Annotated in this window: 18 protein-coding genes; 6 read left to right on the top strand and 12 right to left on the bottom strand. The window is 65.7% G+C overall.

Annotation, left to right across the window (positions count from 1 at the left end; genetic code table 11):
- The first annotated feature begins 101 nt into the window (after nt 1–101).
- Nucleotides 102–1,889: an SLC13 family permease gene (locus LO787_RS05695; protein WP_232494880.1), complete on the top strand. Its 1,788-nt coding sequence runs from the start codon at nt 102–104 to the stop codon at nt 1,887–1,889.
- Between the two features lie 99 nt (nt 1,890–1,988).
- Here LO787_RS05695 and LO787_RS05700 read toward each other — a convergent pair whose 3' ends face one another.
- The 5 genes from LO787_RS05700 to dcd all read right to left on the bottom strand — a co-directional run bounded on the left by LO787_RS05700 (nt 1,989) and on the right by dcd (nt 5,103).
- A complete protein-coding gene (locus tag LO787_RS05700; protein ID WP_232494881.1) occupies nt 1,989–2,456 on the bottom strand; it encodes a nuclear transport factor 2 family protein in 468 nt (155 codons plus the stop codon).
- The gene (locus LO787_RS05705) at nt 2,453–3,241 is read right to left on the bottom strand and encodes an SDR family NAD(P)-dependent oxidoreductase (RefSeq protein ID WP_232494882.1); all 789 of its coding nucleotides are present in this window, start codon (nt 3,239–3,241) and stop codon (nt 2,453–2,455) included. The genes LO787_RS05700 and LO787_RS05705 overlap by 4 nt, the downstream gene beginning before the upstream one ends.
- A complete protein-coding gene (locus LO787_RS05710) occupies nt 3,238–3,741 on the bottom strand; it encodes a nuclear transport factor 2 family protein (protein WP_232494883.1) in 504 nt (167 codons plus the stop codon). Before LO787_RS05710 ends, LO787_RS05705 begins: the two co-directional genes overlap by 4 nt.
- A gap of 75 nt (nt 3,742–3,816) precedes the next feature.
- The gene (locus LO787_RS05715; RefSeq protein WP_232494884.1) at nt 3,817–4,404 is read right to left on the bottom strand and encodes a DoxX family protein; all 588 of its coding nucleotides are present in this window, start codon (nt 4,402–4,404) and stop codon (nt 3,817–3,819) included.
- Between the two features lie 144 nt (nt 4,405–4,548).
- Nucleotides 4,549–5,103: a dCTP deaminase gene (dcd, locus tag LO787_RS05720; RefSeq protein ID WP_232494885.1), complete on the bottom strand. Its 555-nt coding sequence runs from the start codon at nt 5,101–5,103 to the stop codon at nt 4,549–4,551.
- A gap of 130 nt (nt 5,104–5,233) precedes the next feature.
- On the opposite strand from dcd, the gene LO787_RS05725 reads away from it, so the two are divergent.
- The 4 genes from LO787_RS05725 to LO787_RS05740 all read left to right on the top strand — a co-directional run bounded on the left by LO787_RS05725 (nt 5,234) and on the right by LO787_RS05740 (nt 9,292).
- Nucleotides 5,234–5,938: a hypothetical protein gene (locus LO787_RS05725; protein WP_232494886.1), complete on the top strand. Its 705-nt coding sequence runs from the start codon at nt 5,234–5,236 to the stop codon at nt 5,936–5,938.
- Between the two features lie 42 nt (nt 5,939–5,980).
- A complete protein-coding gene (gene wecB / locus LO787_RS05730; RefSeq protein ID WP_232494887.1) occupies nt 5,981–7,108 on the top strand; it encodes a non-hydrolyzing UDP-N-acetylglucosamine 2-epimerase in 1,128 nt (375 codons plus the stop codon).
- Nucleotides 7,092–8,396, top strand: coding sequence for a UDP-N-acetyl-D-mannosamine dehydrogenase (wecC, locus tag LO787_RS05735; RefSeq protein WP_232494888.1), 1,305 nt, complete (start codon nt 7,092–7,094; stop codon nt 8,394–8,396). The genes wecB and wecC overlap by 17 nt, the downstream gene beginning before the upstream one ends.
- Before the next feature lie 371 nt (nt 8,397–8,767).
- Nucleotides 8,768–9,292, top strand: a complete 525-nt coding sequence (locus tag LO787_RS05740) for a CHAP domain-containing protein (protein ID WP_232494889.1) — start codon at nt 8,768–8,770, stop codon at nt 9,290–9,292.
- A 125-nt stretch (nt 9,293–9,417) separates the two neighbouring features.
- On the opposite strand, the gene LO787_RS05745 is transcribed toward LO787_RS05740, so the two are convergent.
- From LO787_RS05745 to LO787_RS05755, 3 genes are all read right to left on the bottom strand, one after another.
- The gene (locus tag LO787_RS05745; RefSeq protein WP_232494890.1) at nt 9,418–10,692 is read right to left on the bottom strand and encodes a hypothetical protein; all 1,275 of its coding nucleotides are present in this window, start codon (nt 10,690–10,692) and stop codon (nt 9,418–9,420) included.
- 147 nt (nt 10,693–10,839) lie between these two features.
- Complete coding sequence (locus LO787_RS05750) at nt 10,840–11,514, bottom strand: CDP-alcohol phosphatidyltransferase family protein (RefSeq protein WP_232494891.1); 675 nt, start codon at nt 11,512–11,514, stop codon at nt 10,840–10,842.
- A gap of 112 nt (nt 11,515–11,626) precedes the next feature.
- On the bottom strand, nt 11,627–12,043 hold the full coding sequence (locus LO787_RS05755) for a secondary thiamine-phosphate synthase enzyme YjbQ (protein ID WP_232494892.1): 417 nt from the start codon (nt 12,041–12,043) through the stop codon (nt 11,627–11,629).
- A gap of 62 nt (nt 12,044–12,105) precedes the next feature.
- Between LO787_RS05755 and LO787_RS05760 the strand changes: the two genes are divergently transcribed.
- Nucleotides 12,106–12,906, top strand: a complete 801-nt coding sequence (locus LO787_RS05760; RefSeq protein ID WP_232494893.1) for an enoyl-CoA hydratase-related protein — start codon at nt 12,106–12,108, stop codon at nt 12,904–12,906.
- Nucleotides 12,907–13,148: 242 nt separating this feature from the next.
- Here LO787_RS05760 and LO787_RS05765 read toward each other — a convergent pair whose 3' ends face one another.
- The 4 genes from LO787_RS05765 to LO787_RS05780 all read right to left on the bottom strand — a co-directional run bounded on the left by LO787_RS05765 (nt 13,149) and on the right by LO787_RS05780 (nt 15,672).
- Nucleotides 13,149–13,409 carry a hypothetical protein gene (locus LO787_RS05765; protein WP_232494894.1) on the bottom strand — a complete coding sequence of 87 codons (261 nt, stop codon included), beginning with the start codon at nt 13,407–13,409 and terminating at the stop codon, nt 13,149–13,151.
- Between the two features lie 288 nt (nt 13,410–13,697).
- Complete coding sequence (locus tag LO787_RS05770) at nt 13,698–14,354, bottom strand: hypothetical protein (RefSeq protein WP_232494895.1); 657 nt, start codon at nt 14,352–14,354, stop codon at nt 13,698–13,700.
- Nucleotides 14,355–14,954 carry a hypothetical protein gene (locus LO787_RS05775; RefSeq protein ID WP_232494896.1) on the bottom strand — a complete coding sequence of 200 codons (600 nt, stop codon included), beginning with the start codon at nt 14,952–14,954 and terminating at the stop codon, nt 14,355–14,357.
- Complete coding sequence (locus LO787_RS05780) at nt 14,947–15,672, bottom strand: hypothetical protein (protein ID WP_232494897.1); 726 nt, start codon at nt 15,670–15,672, stop codon at nt 14,947–14,949. The genes LO787_RS05775 and LO787_RS05780 overlap by 8 nt, the downstream gene beginning before the upstream one ends.
- Nucleotides 15,673–15,695: the final 23 nt, after the last annotated feature.

The raw sequence follows: 15,695 nt of genomic DNA on the forward strand, positions 1-15,695 counted from the left end.
GCGCTATTGCCGCTTCAATCCGCCGCCGTCAATGGGCGAGCGGGCACCATGGGCGTTGCGATGCATTTCCTGTCGATGTCCCAAGGCTTTCCCGAGGCGCGATGACGTTCCAGCAGTACCTGTCGATCGCGCTGCTCTGCGCCATGATGGCCCTCTTCATCTGGGGTCGGTTCCGCTACGACGTGACGGCGGTGATCGCGCTGCTTGCAGGCATGGCGCTGGGGCTGGTGAGCCCGGAGCAGGCGTTCCTCGGCTTTTCGGACGACATCGTCATCATCGTCGGCTCGGCGCTGGTGCTTTCCGCCGCCGTGCAGCGCTCCGGGCTGATCGAGAAGGCGGTCGCCTGGGCCGGGCAGTGGCTGAAGGGTATGGGATCGCAACTGCTGGTGCTCACCGCATCGGTCGGCGTCGCGTCCGGGCTCATCAAGAACATCGGCGCGCTGGCGATGCTGATGCCCGCCGCCGGGCAACTGGCGCGGCGCAGCGGCACCAACCCCTCGCGCTTCCTGATGCCGATGAGCTTCGCGGCGCTGCTCGGCGGGCTGACCACGCTCGTCGGCACGTCGCCCAACATCATCGTCAGTCGCGTGCGCGAGCAGATGGTGGGCGAGCCGTTCGGGATGTTCGACTACCTGCCGACCGGCCTCGGCCTGCTGGTGATCGGCCTCGTCTTCCTGCGCCTGTGCTACCGCCTGCTCCCCGCCGACCGGCGCGCGGCGGCGACGATGGGAGAGGCGCTCGACATCGCCGACTATACCATCGAGGCGCGGGTGCGCAGCGCATCTCCGGCGGTCGGCAGCACCGTCGCCGCGTTCCTCAGGGAGCACGATGGCGAAGTGGAGGTGACGGCGGTCCTGCGCCACGGCCTGTCGGGCGAGGTCCGCCCCGACCTCGTGCTGGTGGAGGACGACGTGTTGATCCTTGCCGGCGAGCCGGACGCGCTGGAACGCGCCGTCGCCGCCGGACAGCTCGACCCGAGCGGGCATGACGAGGACGACGAGATCGAGGAACACAACGCCCGCGCCCGCGACGACGTGGGCGTGATCGAGGGCGTCGTCACCGCGCGCTCGGCCCTTGCAGGCAGTTCCGCCAGCCGCCTGATGTTGCGCGAGCGGATGGGCCTGCGCCTCGTCGCCATCTCGCGCGAGGGGGAGAGCCTGCGCGCCAAGCCCGCCGCGATCCTGATGCAGCCGGGCGACGTGATCGTGTTGCAAGGCTCGCTTTCCGCCATGCCGGGGCGGCTGCGCCAGCTGGGCGTACTGCCGCTCGCCTCGCGCCAGATCGCGCTGGGGGCGACGCGCAAGGGCTGGCTGGCGGTGGGCATCCTCGCCGCCGCGATGCTGGCGACCGCGACCGGGCTGGTGCCCGTGGCCGCCGCCTTCTTCGCGGGCGCGGGGCTGGTGGTGATGACCGGCGCGCTGCCGGTGGACGACGCCTACGAGGCGGTCGAATGGCCGATCCTCATCATGCTGGGCGCGCTGATCCCGGTGAGCGGCACGCTGCAGTCCACCGGCGCCTCCGAAGTGCTCGCGACGAGCCTTGCCGCGCTCGCCCGCGACATGCCGCCGTGGGGCGCGGTGGCGCTGGTGCTGGCGGCATCGATGGCGGTGACCCCGTTCCTCAACAATGCGGCGACGGTGCTGGTCATGGCGCCAATATCCGCCGTCTTCGCGGGCGACCTCGGCTATCGGCCCGACGCCTTCCTGATGGCGACCGCGATCGGCGCGGGGTGCGACTTCCTGACCCCGATCGGGCACCAGTGCAACACGCTGGTCATGGGCCCCGGCGGCTATCGCTTCGGCGACTATGCAAGGCTGGGCGCGCCGTTGTCGTTGCTGGTGCTGGTGCTGGGGACGCCGCTCATCATGCACTTCTGGCCGCTGCACTGATTTTCTTCGTCATTGCGAGCGCAGCGAAGCAATCCCTGGCCGGATGCGCCGCGGGATTGCCGCGCCCCTGCGGGGCTCGCAATGACGAGAGGGAGGCGCCTAGCCCGCCGAGTTCGCCACCGCCGAGCGGAACAGGCTGCCCGGCGCCTCCCAGTCCAGCCGGATGCGGCGGTGGGCGATCAGCCAGGCGCCGTCCACCTTGCGCAAGGCGTCGAGGTAGTAGCCCGCATGGTCCGGGCCGATGTCGGTCCATGCCGTCCAGTAGGTGCGCGCCTCCGCGCGGTCGGCGTCGTGCAGCGTCACGGCGGAGGTGGACAGGTGATGGCGCACGAAGGTCGCCCCATGCGTGCCGCTGCCGCCGGACAGCCAGCGCTCCTGCCAGGCACGGATCGCCGCGCGGCCTTCGTGGCGGAATAGGCGGTCGGGCGACACGCGCTCGCTTTCGATCACCGCGTCGTCGGTGCAGCAGGCCACGAAGTCGTCGATGCGCAGCCGGTCGCCCGCCATCGTGTAGCGCGCCATGAGATCGCGGATCGCCTCGCGCGCGAGCAGATCGTCGAGGGTCACGACATCACCAGCCCGGCGTCGACGTTCACCGACTGCCCGGTGATCGTGCGCGCATCGTCCGAGGCGAGGAAGAGGGCGAGACGCGCCACGTCCTCGGGCGTGGAGAAGGTCTTGAGCGGCAGCGGCGCGACGATGCCCGCCTCGATCTCCTCCACCGTGCGGCCCTGCTCGGCGGCGATGCGCTTCATGTAGCCGAGCATGAGGTCGGTGCCGATGGCGCCGGGAACCACGCAATTGCAGCGGATGCCGTATTCGCCCACCTCGCGCGCGATCGTCTTGGTCAGGATGCGCAATGCGCCCTTGGCGGCGGAATAGTGGCTCTTGCGCGGCATCCCGTCCCACCCCGCGCTGGACGAGAAGTTGACGATCGCCCCGGTCCGCCGCTCCATCATCGAGCGGTTGAGCACCTCGCGCGCGCAGAGCATCGCCGCCATGCAGTCGACCTTGTAGGTGTCGAGGAAGTTGTCGACCGTCTGCTCCCAGATGAACCGGTCGGTGCCGGGCACCGCCGCGTTGTTCATCATGACGTCGACCTGCCCCCAGCCCGTCATCGCCGCATCGACCATGGCGGCGACATCCGCCTCGTCGGTGACGTCGGCGCGCACCGCGATCACCTCGCCGCCGATGTCCCGCGCCGCCGCCTCGACGAGTTCGAGCCGTCTCGCCGCCAGCACCAGCCGCGCGCCTTCCTCGGCCAGCATCCGCGCCATGACGGGACCGAGCCCGGTCGATGCCCCGGTGACGATCGCCACCTTGCCCGCGAAGCGCCCTTCCGCGCGGCTCACGGCGCCATGACCTTGCGCATGATCGCGTGGCTGTCCGCGCTGCCGTCGAGCGCGCGATTAAGGCGCTCGACGATGCGCCAGCCCTGCGCGGTGCGGGCGAGCGTCCAGTGGTTCACCGCCGCGCGCCAGAGGAACCAGCGCTCCCCCTCGCGCAGCACCACCACCGAATAGCCGACCGCCTCTGCCGTATCGCCATGCACGGAGATGCGGGGCGGCGCGGTCAGGTGCGCGCAGCCGGTGTTGACGAGGTCGAGATGGCCGGGCCAGCCGTACATCTCCGCGATTCCACCGGGCGCCTCCAGCCGCTTCGTGCCGCCGTCGGGGAGCGTGAAGGAATAGCCGCCGCCCTCCACCCACAGCGCCGCCGCCGGTTCGGCCGTGGCGCTGTCGACGAGCGGGCCGTAGCTCATCAGCAGGTTCTGGATCTCAAGCTGGTCCTCGGCCGCCCGCAGGCGCGTCTCCAGCGCGGCGAGCCGTTCTTCCAAGGTCGTGTCGGACATGCGCTCTCCCGCCGTTTTGAACGCATGGTCAGCGCGCATCGGCGGGAGATCAAGTTCCCTTTTGGGAAGGCCGGCTTACCAGTCGAACCAGCGGCGATTGCGCCAACCGGTGCGGCGGACTTCGGGGATGCCGTCATGGTTGACGTCGGTAACGACGGTGCGCGGTTCGTGGACCACCGCCGTCTGACCCTGCGCCAGCGCCTCGGCACGGGCTTCGGCGCGGGCGGCGCGCAGTTCGGCGTCGCGCACACGCTCGTCGGCGTTGCGCGCGGCGATCTCGCCACGCCGTTCGCGGGCGATGGCGTAGTAGTGGCTCCACATCTGGCTATGCGCGAAGGCGAGTGCGAGGCCGCCGATGATCGCGAGGTTCTTGAGCGCCATGATCCGCTGCATCGGGTCGCCGATCTGGCCGTGGAAGAACAGGATCGTCATCGCGGTGAAGCCCGCCAACAGCACCGCCACCAGCCGCACCATGAACCCGCCGGCAAGGCACAGGCCCGCCAGCAGTTCGAACAGCCCGGTCGGGATGGCGAGGCCGGAGGGCAGCCCAGCGGCGACGATCATCGTCTCGGTCGCGGAAATGTCGGCGAGCTTGCCCGCCCCGGAGAATATGAAGATGAGGGCGATCAGGATGCGCCCGATGATGGCGGCGATCTTCGACACGGCATGTCTCCCGGCCTTGTTATGGTGCCGGGAAAAGCGGGCTGGCGCGGGGTTTGTTCCCGTGGGGCGAGCTTTAGAAGGGGCCACGCCGACGGGTGGGCTGTTCACGGCCAGCGGTCCCGGGGCGAGCCCGGGACGACGTGCTCACAAACGCGGCAGCGTGACGCCCTTCTGGCCCATGTACTTGCCCGCGCGATCCGCATAGCTGACCTCGCACGGCTCATTGCCCTTGAGGAACAGGAACTGGCACGCGCCCTCGTTCGCGTAGATCTTGGCGGGGAGCGGCGTGGTGTTGGAGAATTCCAGCGTGACGTGGCCTTCCCAGCCCGGCTCCAGCGGGGTGACGTTCACGATGATGCCGCAGCGCGCGTAGGTGCTCTTGCCCAGGCAGATCACCAGCACGTCACGGGGCACGCGGAAGTATTCGACGGTGCGGGCCAGCGCGAAGGAGTTGGGCGGGATCACGCAGACGTCGGTGGTGCGATCGACGAAGGAATTGGCCGCGAAGTCCTTGGGATCGACCACCGCCGAATCGACGTTGGTGAAGATCTTGAACTCGGGCGCGACGCGGGCGTCGTAGCCGTAGGACGACAGCCCGTAGGAGATGCACCCGTCACGCCGCTGCGCCTCCACGAACGGCTCGATCATGCCGTGTTCGAGGGCCTGCTGGCGGATCCACTTGTCGCTGAGGATAGACATGGGCGCAGGTGTTGCCCAAGCCGCGCGGACGGGCAAGGGCGACGGGCCGTTTGTCCACGAAGCCGCGCCGTTCGTGACGCCCCGGCCTTGGCGATTGCCCCGCGTGAGGGGCGGCGATAGACTTCGCGGCGTGACGACCGTTTCCCGCTGCCTGGCCCACCGCCGCTTCGCCCGCCTGCTGGCCACTCTCGCCGCGCCGCTCCTTGGCCTTTCCGCCTGCGAGAAGGCGCCTGATACGCAATCGCCCGCTCCGAAAATAGAGCCGAGCGCCGAAGCGAAGGCCCGCTCCGCCGCGCTGGCGACGCGCGAGGACGCACAGCTCGACTGGCTGAAGAAGACGCTCGACGTCCCGGTCCATGCCGAAGTCTACAAGGCGGCGGTCGAGCAGGCCCGCACCCGCGCAGCGCATTGCCCGAACGAAAAGTGCATCGAGACCGGCCTGCGCCGCCGCCAGACCCGCCTCGACTTCGCCGAGGGCAAGCCGTCGCGCATTCCCTTCCTGCCCTTCCCCAACGGCCATTTCGCGCGGGAGGAGGCAGGCTATACCGGCACCGTGCGGATCGTCCCACTGATCGACGGCAAGGCGATGCTGGTCGTCGCGCTGTCCTTCAAGGGCCGCCCGTCCTGCACCCTCGACGGCGTCATGACCCGCGACGACGACAAGCAGACATGGACCGTCGCCTCGCTGGAAGAGGGCCTGCCGACGCTGGTCATGACCCCGGCAGGCAAGGACGCCTTCGCGCTGTCCTATGCCGAGGCGGGCCATGCGCCGCACGAGGTCGATTACTGCACCACCGGCACGAGCATCGACGGGCACTATACGCTGGCGGGTTGAGCTTTATTCGAAGCTTAATACACCGCTGCTATCCACCACCGCATGACCGCACGCATTCTCGTCGTCTTCGGCACCCGCCCGGAAGCCATCAAGCTCTTCCCCGTCGTCCACGCGCTCAAGGCCGATCCGCGCTTCGAATGCGTGGTCTGCGTCTCGGCGCAGCACCGGCAGATGCTCGATCAGGTGCTGGAGATCGCCGGGATCGTGCCCGACCATGACCTCGACGTCATGCAGGCCGACCAGACGCTCGATGCGCTGACGGCGAACCTGCTCACCGGGCTCGGCAAGGTGATGGACGCGGTCAAGCCCGACCGCGTGATCGTGCAGGGCGACACCGCCACCGCCATGTCGGGCGCGCTCGCGGCCTATTACCGCAAGATCCCGGTCGATCACGTCGAGGCGGGGCTGCGCAGCTACAACATCTATCACCCCTGGCCGGAGGAGGTGAACCGCAAGATCATCGGCGCCATGGCATCGCTGCACTTCGCGCCCACCGCCACTTCCGCCGCCGCGCTCATCAACGAGAACGTCGATCCCACCCGCGTCCACGTCACCGGCAACACCGTGATCGACGCGCTGCACTGGGTCACGGCCGAGATCGAGCGCAACCCCGCCCTCGCCTCGGGCCTCGCCGATCTGGAAACGCGGTTCGCGGGCAAGCGCATCATCGGCGTCACCAGCCACCGGCGCGAGAACTTCGGCGAGGGCATGGAGCAGATCGCGCAGGCCATCCGCGAGGCCGCATCGCGCCCCGACACCGCCGTGATCTTCCCCGTCCACCTCAACCCCAACGTGCGCAAGGTGATGAACGAGCGCCTCTCCGGCCTCGACAATGTCGCCCTGATCGAGCCGCTGGACTATCCGCACTTTGCCCGCCTGCTGTCGATCAGCGAGATCATGCTCACCGATTCGGGCGGCGTGCAGGAGGAAGCCCCGGCGCTCGGCAAGCCGGTGCTGGTCATGCGCGAGACCACCGAGCGTCCCGAGGGTGTCGAGGCGGGCACCGCGAAGCTGGTCGGAACCGACGCGCTTCGCATCGTTACCGAATTATCAACCCTGCTCGACGATAAGGATGCCTACGAGGCCATGGCGCGCGCCCACAATCCTTTCGGAGACGGGCAGACTTCGCGCCGAATCGTGGAGCTGCTTGCGAATGAAATCGGACAATAAGCCCGCCGTCTGCGTCGTCGGCCTCGGCTACATCGGACTTCCCACCGCCGCCGTGATCGCCCGTTCGGGCAGCAGGGTGCTCGGCCTCGACGTGTCGCAGAAGGTCGTGGACACCATCAATCGCGGCGAGATCCATATCGAGGAAGTCGACCTCGACGGTCTGGTGCAGGGCGTCGTCTCGCGCGGGCTGCTGTCGGCCTCGCTGGAGGTCGCGCCCGCAGACGTCTTCGTGATCGCGGTCCCCACGCCGTTCGACAAGGATCACGCACCCGACATCTCCTACGTCCTCGCCGCCGGGCGCACCATCGCGCCGGTGCTGAAGGCGGGCGACGTGGTGATCCTCGAATCCACCTCTCCGGTCGGCACCACCGAGCAGCTGCGCGACATGATCGCCGAGATGCGCCCGGACCTGAAGATCCCCGGCCTCACCCGCGAGACGCCCGACATCTCGATCGCCTACTGCCCCGAGCGCGTGCTGCCCGGCCGCATCCTTGAGGAACTGACCAACAACGACCGCTCGATCGGCGGCATCACCCCGCGCTGCGCCCGCAAGGCGCTGGCGTTCTACAAGCGCTTCGTGCGCGGCGAATGCGTCACCACCGACGCCCGCTCGGCCGAGATGACCAAGCTGGTCGAGAACGCCTACCGCGACGTCAACATCGCCTTCGCCAACGAACTGTCGATCGTGTCCGACCGCATGGGCCTCGACGTGTGGGAGGTGATCCGCCTCGCCAACCGGCACCCGCGCGTCAACATCCTCTCGCCCGGCCCCGGCGTCGGCGGCCACTGCATCGCGGTGGACCCGTGGTTCATCGTCCATGGTGCGCCCGAGGAAACCCCGCTGATCCGCACCGCGCGCGGCGTCAACGACGGCAAGATGCACCACGTCATCGCCAAGGCCGAGGCGCTGGTGGAAGCGCATCCGGACGCGAAGATCGCCTGCCTCGGCCTCGCGTTCAAGGCCAACATCGACGACTTCCGCGAGAGCCCCGCGCGTTTCGTCGCCAGCCGCCTCGCCCGCAAGTTCGGCAGCCGCATCCACATCGTCGAGCCTTATGCGGCGGAACTGCCCATCGAATTCACCGACACCGGCGCGCAGCAGATCGACGTCGACGAGGCACTGGAGCAGTGCGACATCCTCATCGTGCTGGTGGACCACGACGTGTTCCGTGTCGTGCCCCTGGCCGAGCGCGCGAGCAAGCTGGTCTACGACACCCGCGGCATCTGGCCCGACCAGCCCCGCGTCGTGCGCGAGGAAGCGGCGAAGCTGGCGCTGGCGGTCGGATAAGGCTGGCCGGGGATCGGCCCCAGCGCTCCTCACTTGTCGTCATTGCGAGCGTAGTGAAGCAATCCACGGTCGGCCCACGACGCTGGATTGCTTCGCTGCGCTCGCAATGACGGCGTTGGTTGATGGTCCGGGGGCTTCGACAAGCTCAGCCTGAGCGGGTTTGAGAGGTTCTCGCACTACCTCCGCTCACCCTGAGCTTGTCGAAGGGTCACAACACAGCCCAACGATTCGCCTTTCCGGCCAACCCGTTAAAGCCAACGCTTCGTCGCTGTGGATGAGCGGTGAACGGTGCGACGAACCGTGCGGGAGGGACGGTGGCTGCCCGGCCCCTTCGCTATCGCAGCAAGGTTTGCGCGTTATAACTCCCAACCATGAAATTCGTTCCCGCGATTGCTCTGACCGCCCTTGCCCTGGTGACCCAGCCCGCCATGGCCCGTCCGCTGCAGTGCGCACCCTACGCGCGGGAACATTCGGCCATCGACCTGCACGGCAACGCAGCGACCTGGTGGGGTCAGGCCGAAGGTTCCTACGCCCGCGGCAACACCCCGGCTACCGGTTCGGTGCTGGTGTTCAAGGCGACCGGCGCGATGCCGGTGGGCCATGTCGCCGTCGTCAGCAAGATCGTCGATGACCGTCACGTCGTCCTCAACCACGCCAACTGGTCGCGCCCCGGCATGATCGAGAAGTCGGCCATGGCCGAAGACGTCTCGGCCAAGGGCGACTGGAGCAGCGTTCGCGTGTGGTACGCCCCCACCCAGTCGCTGGGCCTGCGCGCCAGCCCGACCTTCGGCTTCATCTACGCCCCGGGCGCGGAAGCCGGCACGCTGGCGACCGAAACCACCAAGCCTTCGGACACCTTCCTGACCGCCTTCGCGGACCTGCCCAAGCAGGGCTGATCCCGCAGCGGCCGGACAGGCCGGGCATTCCCGCCATTTCCCGCCTCGGGCTGGCCGTCGCATCGGGACGCAAGCGCCGGAGACTGCCTTTCAGGCCAATCCCCGGCGCGTGGGCACGGTATTCCTCAGAGCGTCGAAGCGACCGGCGTGCCGGGAGCCGCCGCGGTCGTAGCATCGTGTCCGACGGCACCCGCACCCGGAACATCCCAGCGATCCATGACCGTCCCGGCGCAGGCGTAAGTCGCCGCGTTGCTGATCGTCGCGGGCTTCAGCGCCTTCGCCAGATCCGGCTGCCGGGCGGCAAGGGCCTGCCTGCTGTCCTCGATGTGCGAGGCGTAAGCGAGGCCGGAGAACTTCTTGCCATCGGCCAGCCTGGCACCGGCGGCGGGCATGAAGTCGCCGAGATAGCTGACCTCGCCTTCACCGACATGGAAGGTCGGCGCGCCGAAGCAGTTCGACCCGCCGAGCGGAATGCGGCCCAGCCCGCTAGTGGCGAGAACATAGTCGCCCGCCGTCAGCCGCACGACCTGAACCTCGTAGGCCGCCTTGCCGTCGGCGCTGCTCGCGTTGAGGAGATAGGTGGTCTTGTCGCCCTTCTTCTTCCAGTCCTTCGGCTGATAGACCAGATCCCGACCGGCCGGGTCGTAGCGGGCGAACTGGACCATGCCGTGCCCCTGGAACGGCTTGGCCGAACGGCGATAGGCGATGACCACCGCACCCTCGCCGGGCGCCAGCACGAAGGGCGTCGCGGGGTCGATCTTCTTCCCGAGGAACAGGCTCGCCGGGCCAGATAGCGGCGCGTCGAGGGGAATGGATGCATCCTGCGGCGGCGTGAAGCTGGTGCGGCTCGTCACCTCGCCCTGCACGTCGACGGCACCGACGATCGTGTTGAAGTATGCATTGCGATCCGCTTCGCCGAGCGCGGTGACGCGCGCGGCTTCCTGCGTTGGCAGTTCGACCTGACGCCATCCGCGGATCAGCAGGCAATTGCGGCGATTGGCGCGACGCTGCTCGCCTTCGATAATCGCTCCGGCCAGCAGTCCGCCGAGACCCGCGCCGACGCCTGCTGCAAGCGGCGAGACCACCGCAGGATTGTAATAGTACGGCACCATGCCAGATGGCGTGCGCGATCCGCGCGCGATCAGGCGGCAGTCCTGCCACGCGGCGTCATAGTCGGCGCGGGTGGCGCCCGGCTTGTTGTAGAAACGGCTGCCGTTGAGATCGCGTGCAGAGTCCCGCGCGATCTCTTCGGGGCTGTCCTTCGGATCGACCGCCGGATCCTGCGGCACCGGCCTGGTCTCGCCGCCCCCGACGGGAACCATCATCATGCCCTGGGCCAGCAGTTCCTGACACGGCAAGGCAGCCACCATGACGGCAGCGACAAACATCCTGTAACGCACGATAAATTCCCCCGAAAATACCCCGCTGGAATGCTTAATGCAGCATCGACGAAGGGCAAGGAGATTTATCGTTGTCGATCATGTGTCGACCATTGCGCCAGCCGATATGGGCTGGCGGCGCGGAATGTCTCCGCGCCTTTTGCGCCGTTACTTGGCCGGTTCGATTCCTGCCAGCCTGCGCACCGAGCGCGCGGTCTGCACCACGAACAGGCCGATCAGCACCACGCCGACGCTGCCGACGAACCAGTCGAACCCGGTCATCGCCTCCATGTCGCGCTGCTTGTCGCCCAGCACCAGCATCGCGAACGTCAGGGTGATGAGGATCAGGCGCAGCTCGGTCGGCCCGGCGTTGAGGTAGGACAGCCGCATCTCGCCCAGCACGCGCACCGCCAGGAAGGCGTGGATGCACAGCAGCAGATAACCGACGAGCGCGATCAGCGAGACTTCCAGCCGCACATAGGGGCTCACCCCGATGCCGAGCAGGATCAGGAACGTCGCGATCCCGTCGCAGCTATGGTCGAGGAAGTAGCCGTAACGCGGCCGCTCGATATGACGGAAACGGGCGAGGCTGCCGTCCATCGAATCGCCGAACCAGTGCAGCAGGTAGCCGGGGATACACAGCCACAGCCAGTCCTCGTCGAGCAGGCTGGTGGCGTAACCGGCGAAGATCAGCACCGCGCCCGCCATGCCGAGCGCGGTCAGCAGGTCGGGCTTCACCCAGGCGGGCATGCGCGCGCAGAGCCAGTTGAGAAGGCGACGCTCACCGATGGCGAGGAGGTTGCGCTGGATTCGGGCGGGGGGCGCAATGCGATTTTCCTGCATGGGCCCTTATTGTGACAAGACGATGTCTTGGCAAGGCAAACCGCCCCTTTGCGGCATCGTTCCGTCGCGTTGAGGGCGCCCTCAAGGACGCTCTGGCACGTCTAGGTGCCGTTCAGTCACCCATCACATGCACCGCGATTTCGCGTCGGTGCGGCCGCTTGCGGTGCTCGGCCAGATAGATCCCCTGCCAGGTGCCGAGCGCCATCTGCCCGTCGATCACCGGAATTTGCAGGTTCACGCCGGTCAGCACGGTCTTGAGATGGGCGGGCATATCGTCCGGCCCCTCGTCGTCATGAACGTAGTGCCCACCCTCGGGAGCCAGCCGATCCAGCCAGTTCGCAAGGTCCACCCGCACCTCCCGCGCGGCGTTTTCCTGGATCAGCAGCGAGGCCGAAGTGTGGCGGCAGAGCAGGGTCACCAGGCCCTCCTCGATGCCCACGCCCGCCAGCCACTCCGCCATCGCGCGCGTGATATCGGTGAAGCCGCGGCCCGGTGTGTCGATGGAAAGTATGGTCGATGCCTGTCTCATTGCGCCACGGTGGACCGCGAAGCCGCCGCCTGCAACCGTGGCGCGAGAGGATGAGAACAGCCATGGACACGAAGTTCTGCAAGGTCGCGGTCGAGGGCCGCGTCATGACCGTCACCATCGACCGCCCGGACCTGCGCAACACCCTCCACGGCGAGGCGAACTTCGAACTGGGAGACGTGTTCGACCGCTTCGAGGCCGACCCGGCGCTCTGGGTCGCGATCCTGACCGGCGCGGGCGACAAGGCCTTCTCCGCCGGAGCAGACCTGCGCACGCCCTCGAACAACGACGATCCGCGCGCCTTCAAGGGGATGCCGGTGCCGGAGACGGGCTTCGCCGGCCTCACCTGGCGCTTCGCCCGCCGCAAGCCGGTGATCGCGGCGGTCAACGGCTTCGCGCTCGGCGGCGGGTTCGAGGCGGCGCTCGCCTGTGATGTTATCGTGGCGGCAGAAAGCGCCAGCTTCGGCCTGCCGGAACCCAAGGTGGGTCTCGCCGCGCTCGGCGGCGGCATCCAGCGCATCGTGCAGGAGTTCGGCCCCAAGCGCGCCCACGCCATGCTGCTGACCGCGCGGCGCATTTCCGCCGCACAGGCGCAGGACTGGGGCCTCGTCGCCGAAGTCGTCCCCGATGCCGACCTGATGGACTGCGCCCGGCGCTGGGCGGACGAGATCGCCGCCTGCTCCCCCGCTTCGATCATCGCCACCAAGGCGATCATCAAGGCCTACCACGACCTCGGAATGGAGGCCTCCAACCGCGAGATGTTCGCGCTGCCCGAAGTGCGCGCGATGTTCACCGGCCCCGACGTGCGCGAAGGTGGCAAGGCCCTGTTCGAGAAACGCGCGCCCGCGTGGTCAGACCCGCAGTGACGTGCAAGAGAGACGTTGACGACGCGCCCGTCGCCGTGGCACTAGGCCCGTCGCTCCGGCACTGCCGGACAGCGCATGCTGCGGCTCCGGCCCGGTTTGCGGGTGTAGCTCAATGGTAGAGCAGCAGCTTCCCAAGCCCTCGGCAATCCAGCGTTTCAGCCAACCTTATTGGAAAACGGCCGTTTTTGCCGTTATTTCATTTCAATGGCTTAGAGGCAGTGCGGAAAACGAAAAGGCTCAGCTCAGCGACCGTCGAGGGCAGCGTCTATCATCGCTTCCCAGGCACTGCGTGGAGAGATGTCGAGACGCACCGGCCGCTCGACTCCAGTGCCTATTCCTGCATCGACCATGTCATCGTTAGGCTCCCGGATCGCCAGCAGCACGACTTGCGCTTCTGGGAGGTAGTCCTGCCAGAGTGGCTTGCCGTCCATCGTGGCATTCGGCGGATTGCCGTCATGCGTGCAGAGGGCACGGGCGATGCGTTCCATGAGAGGGCGTTGCATGCCGGTAGGGTATCATGGGGAGGCATGCTGCGGTAGCGGCATGGGTCGGCGGCACTGCCGATTACAAATCAGGTGCTCTACCAACTGAGCTAAGCCGGCGCGCCATTGAAGGCCAGCGTTTCCGCGCAATTCGCCTATGTCGGGGAAGATCGTCCGTCAAGCCCGGGCGGAACAAAGCGGCAAGGTTCGGCACATGGAGGCACAAGCGCGTCACATTGTTGGGCACATTGGCTGCTGGCGAAGGGGCTAACAATTATCACTTAATGTTGCCTCCACCCTCAATCGACCTTAGCCGCCGCCTTCAGGCAACTGCGGTGTTTCTGAATGGGGCGGCCCTGCTTCAATTGACCAGCCGTGGCTCCCTCGAACCACTGTACCAAGGTTCAAGTCGGGCCATCGATCAGCAAATGCAGTTGTTAAGCAATCAAGACCATTTTTGACTAGTGGATGCTCGTCGTCATCGTTTGCGCACTCGCAGATATGGGGAACGGCTGGAGCGAAGGCTGCAGCCAGTAATAACCCGGCCTTCGTTCGTGCATGGGCCCGCAAATGCTTAGTGTCTACTTTGTAAGCAAGAGCGACATCGACATGCGCGGGGTTACCGCCTTCTCCATCGATCGTAAGTGAAACTTCATAGTCATCACCTACTAAGGGCAACTCATTCACTTTTGCCTTGCGATATCCGCAATAGTATTTGCGTTTGGGCCCAGGCTCCGGCTCGCCGCGCTCTGCGTTTTGAGCAGCGGCAATCTGGCATCCAGCAGAGTGAATGTTTTCTTCCGTCGCTATCAACGAGAGTGCCAGCCCCGATTCATGGGCCTTATCGTCGTCTCTCGTTTTACCGAAGGCCCAGAGGCTCTCATCCGTATGGATGTTACCTGGAAAAAAACGATTGAAGACCAAACTACGGGCTAACTCGTCATCGGACGACATAGGCTCAGCCATTCAACGCAGGTCCATCAGTCTAAAGTTTTCGATGCGGACGGAATCTTTTGAAGAAATTTGGCGCCGGTCTCGCTGTACCACCCAGCCAACTTCACCTTCGGTAATCGTGATTGCGTAAGTCGCGCTACCTAACGCCCAGAGCATTACCACAGCATCTCCACCATGATGGGTGATTTCTGGAGGGGCGACGTGGCGCTCGTGAAGCTTGTCCAAAACGGTGAGCGCCGTGTTGATTGCACCACGCTCAACAACCTCGTCTTCAGTGTCACTCAAGTCACGCAGGTCAACAAGATGGTTTTGAACCTGATTGTAGTATTGTTCCGCCAACAAGTTTATTGGCGTGTCAACACTACTTGCTAAGGCCGGAGGAGCGCTTGCTGCGGTTCGGACGTAATAGATCGGAAACGTCGGCCTAGTGATGGGCTCTGCTTTATCGAGCATGTTACCGTGTACTGTTACGTCCGAGAAGAAACGTCTGGCTGCATTGGTTGACCATCGGGCTTTAAAAAGCCGCTGATATTCGCCTCTCACGTTGCCGACAGACGAATAAATGTCTGGATCAAGAAGCCCGCTATCGGCCGGAACGATTACTTCAGCCATAGAAGGAGATACCCTGCTCTAGAATGAGTAACGCCTCTGACTCCATTTCGTCTATAACAGCAGAATATTCACGATCTTGAGACAAAATACCAATTGTATTAACGTCAATATTATGTGCAATAAAGTTTGCAGATTCCAATACAGCGGGCGTGGCGTCATTCGGATTGAAGCCGAAAAGTTGATGCACTCCCGTCTGCCAAACGGAAAGTCTATTGAGGCTAATGTTCGGTGCCGATGTCAATTCTCGCCTCAAGTTCAGGCGATATATTGCGTCAGTCGCTTCAGGAGGAAAGAAGACTTTTCCGAGAAGAGACGAAAGTGCCTCTGCTGGATCGGAATCTAGTGTCTTCGAACTGGTGTTAACTAACAGCGCAAGTCTGGCAGGCGAAGTGGTAGCGGCAAGGCGCTTTAGCGCATCAACAACCGTGCGAAGTGATTTCTGGACATCATGAAACTGCTGGGGCCTTCCCATTTCGTCAGCAGGCGGTCTGGTCCATTGAAGGTCAATTCGGCCAACTTGCGCCGTAACCTGCACATTATCGTTTCCCCACAATCCCTGCGCAGTGCTAAACGGGAGCGGTCCAGAGACATTCCGATTATATGCGTCCGGCTTTGCGCCATCGAAGAGCTTTGCCCATACGTCGGTGGCGTCTGGCTGCTCCCTCAACGCGGGCTGGCCAAAAAAGACGGCTGTTATGCCATCTACGCCTTCGAGCATCAGATCCTCCAATCAAAAACAAA

It is taken from the genome of Novosphingobium kaempferiae, assembly GCF_021227995.1.
Classification (GTDB): Bacteria; Pseudomonadota; Alphaproteobacteria; order Sphingomonadales; family Sphingomonadaceae; genus Novosphingobium; species Novosphingobium kaempferiae.

Coding starts and splice junctions, on each gene's coding strand:
- LO787_RS05695 (WP_232494880.1), top strand. CDS start 102: ATGACGTTCCAGCAGTACCTGTCGATCGCGCTGCTCTGCGCCATGATG.
- LO787_RS05710 (WP_232494883.1), bottom strand. CDS start 3,741: ATGTCCGACACGACCTTGGAAGAACGGCTCGCCGCGCTGGAGACGCGC.
- dcd (WP_232494885.1), bottom strand. CDS start 5,103: ATGTCTATCCTCAGCGACAAGTGGATCCGCCAGCAGGCCCTCGAACAC.
- wecB (WP_232494887.1), top strand. CDS start 5,981: ATGACCGCACGCATTCTCGTCGTCTTCGGCACCCGCCCGGAAGCCATC.
- wecC (WP_232494888.1), top strand. CDS start 7,092: ATGAAATCGGACAATAAGCCCGCCGTCTGCGTCGTCGGCCTCGGCTAC.
- LO787_RS05740 (WP_232494889.1), top strand. CDS start 8,768: ATGAAATTCGTTCCCGCGATTGCTCTGACCGCCCTTGCCCTGGTGACC.
- LO787_RS05750 (WP_232494891.1), bottom strand. CDS start 11,514: ATGCAGGAAAATCGCATTGCGCCCCCCGCCCGAATCCAGCGCAACCTC.
- LO787_RS05755 (WP_232494892.1), bottom strand. CDS start 12,043: ATGAGACAGGCATCGACCATACTTTCCATCGACACACCGGGCCGCGGC.
- LO787_RS05760 (WP_232494893.1), top strand. CDS start 12,106: ATGGACACGAAGTTCTGCAAGGTCGCGGTCGAGGGCCGCGTCATGACC.
- LO787_RS05765 (WP_232494894.1), bottom strand. CDS start 13,409: ATGCAACGCCCTCTCATGGAACGCATCGCCCGTGCCCTCTGCACGCAT.
- LO787_RS05770 (WP_232494895.1), bottom strand. CDS start 14,354: ATGGCTGAGCCTATGTCGTCCGATGACGAGTTAGCCCGTAGTTTGGTC.
- LO787_RS05775 (WP_232494896.1), bottom strand. CDS start 14,954: ATGGCTGAAGTAATCGTTCCGGCCGATAGCGGGCTTCTTGATCCAGAC.
- LO787_RS05780 (WP_232494897.1), bottom strand. CDS start 15,672: ATGCTCGAAGGCGTAGATGGCATAACAGCCGTCTTTTTTGGCCAGCCC.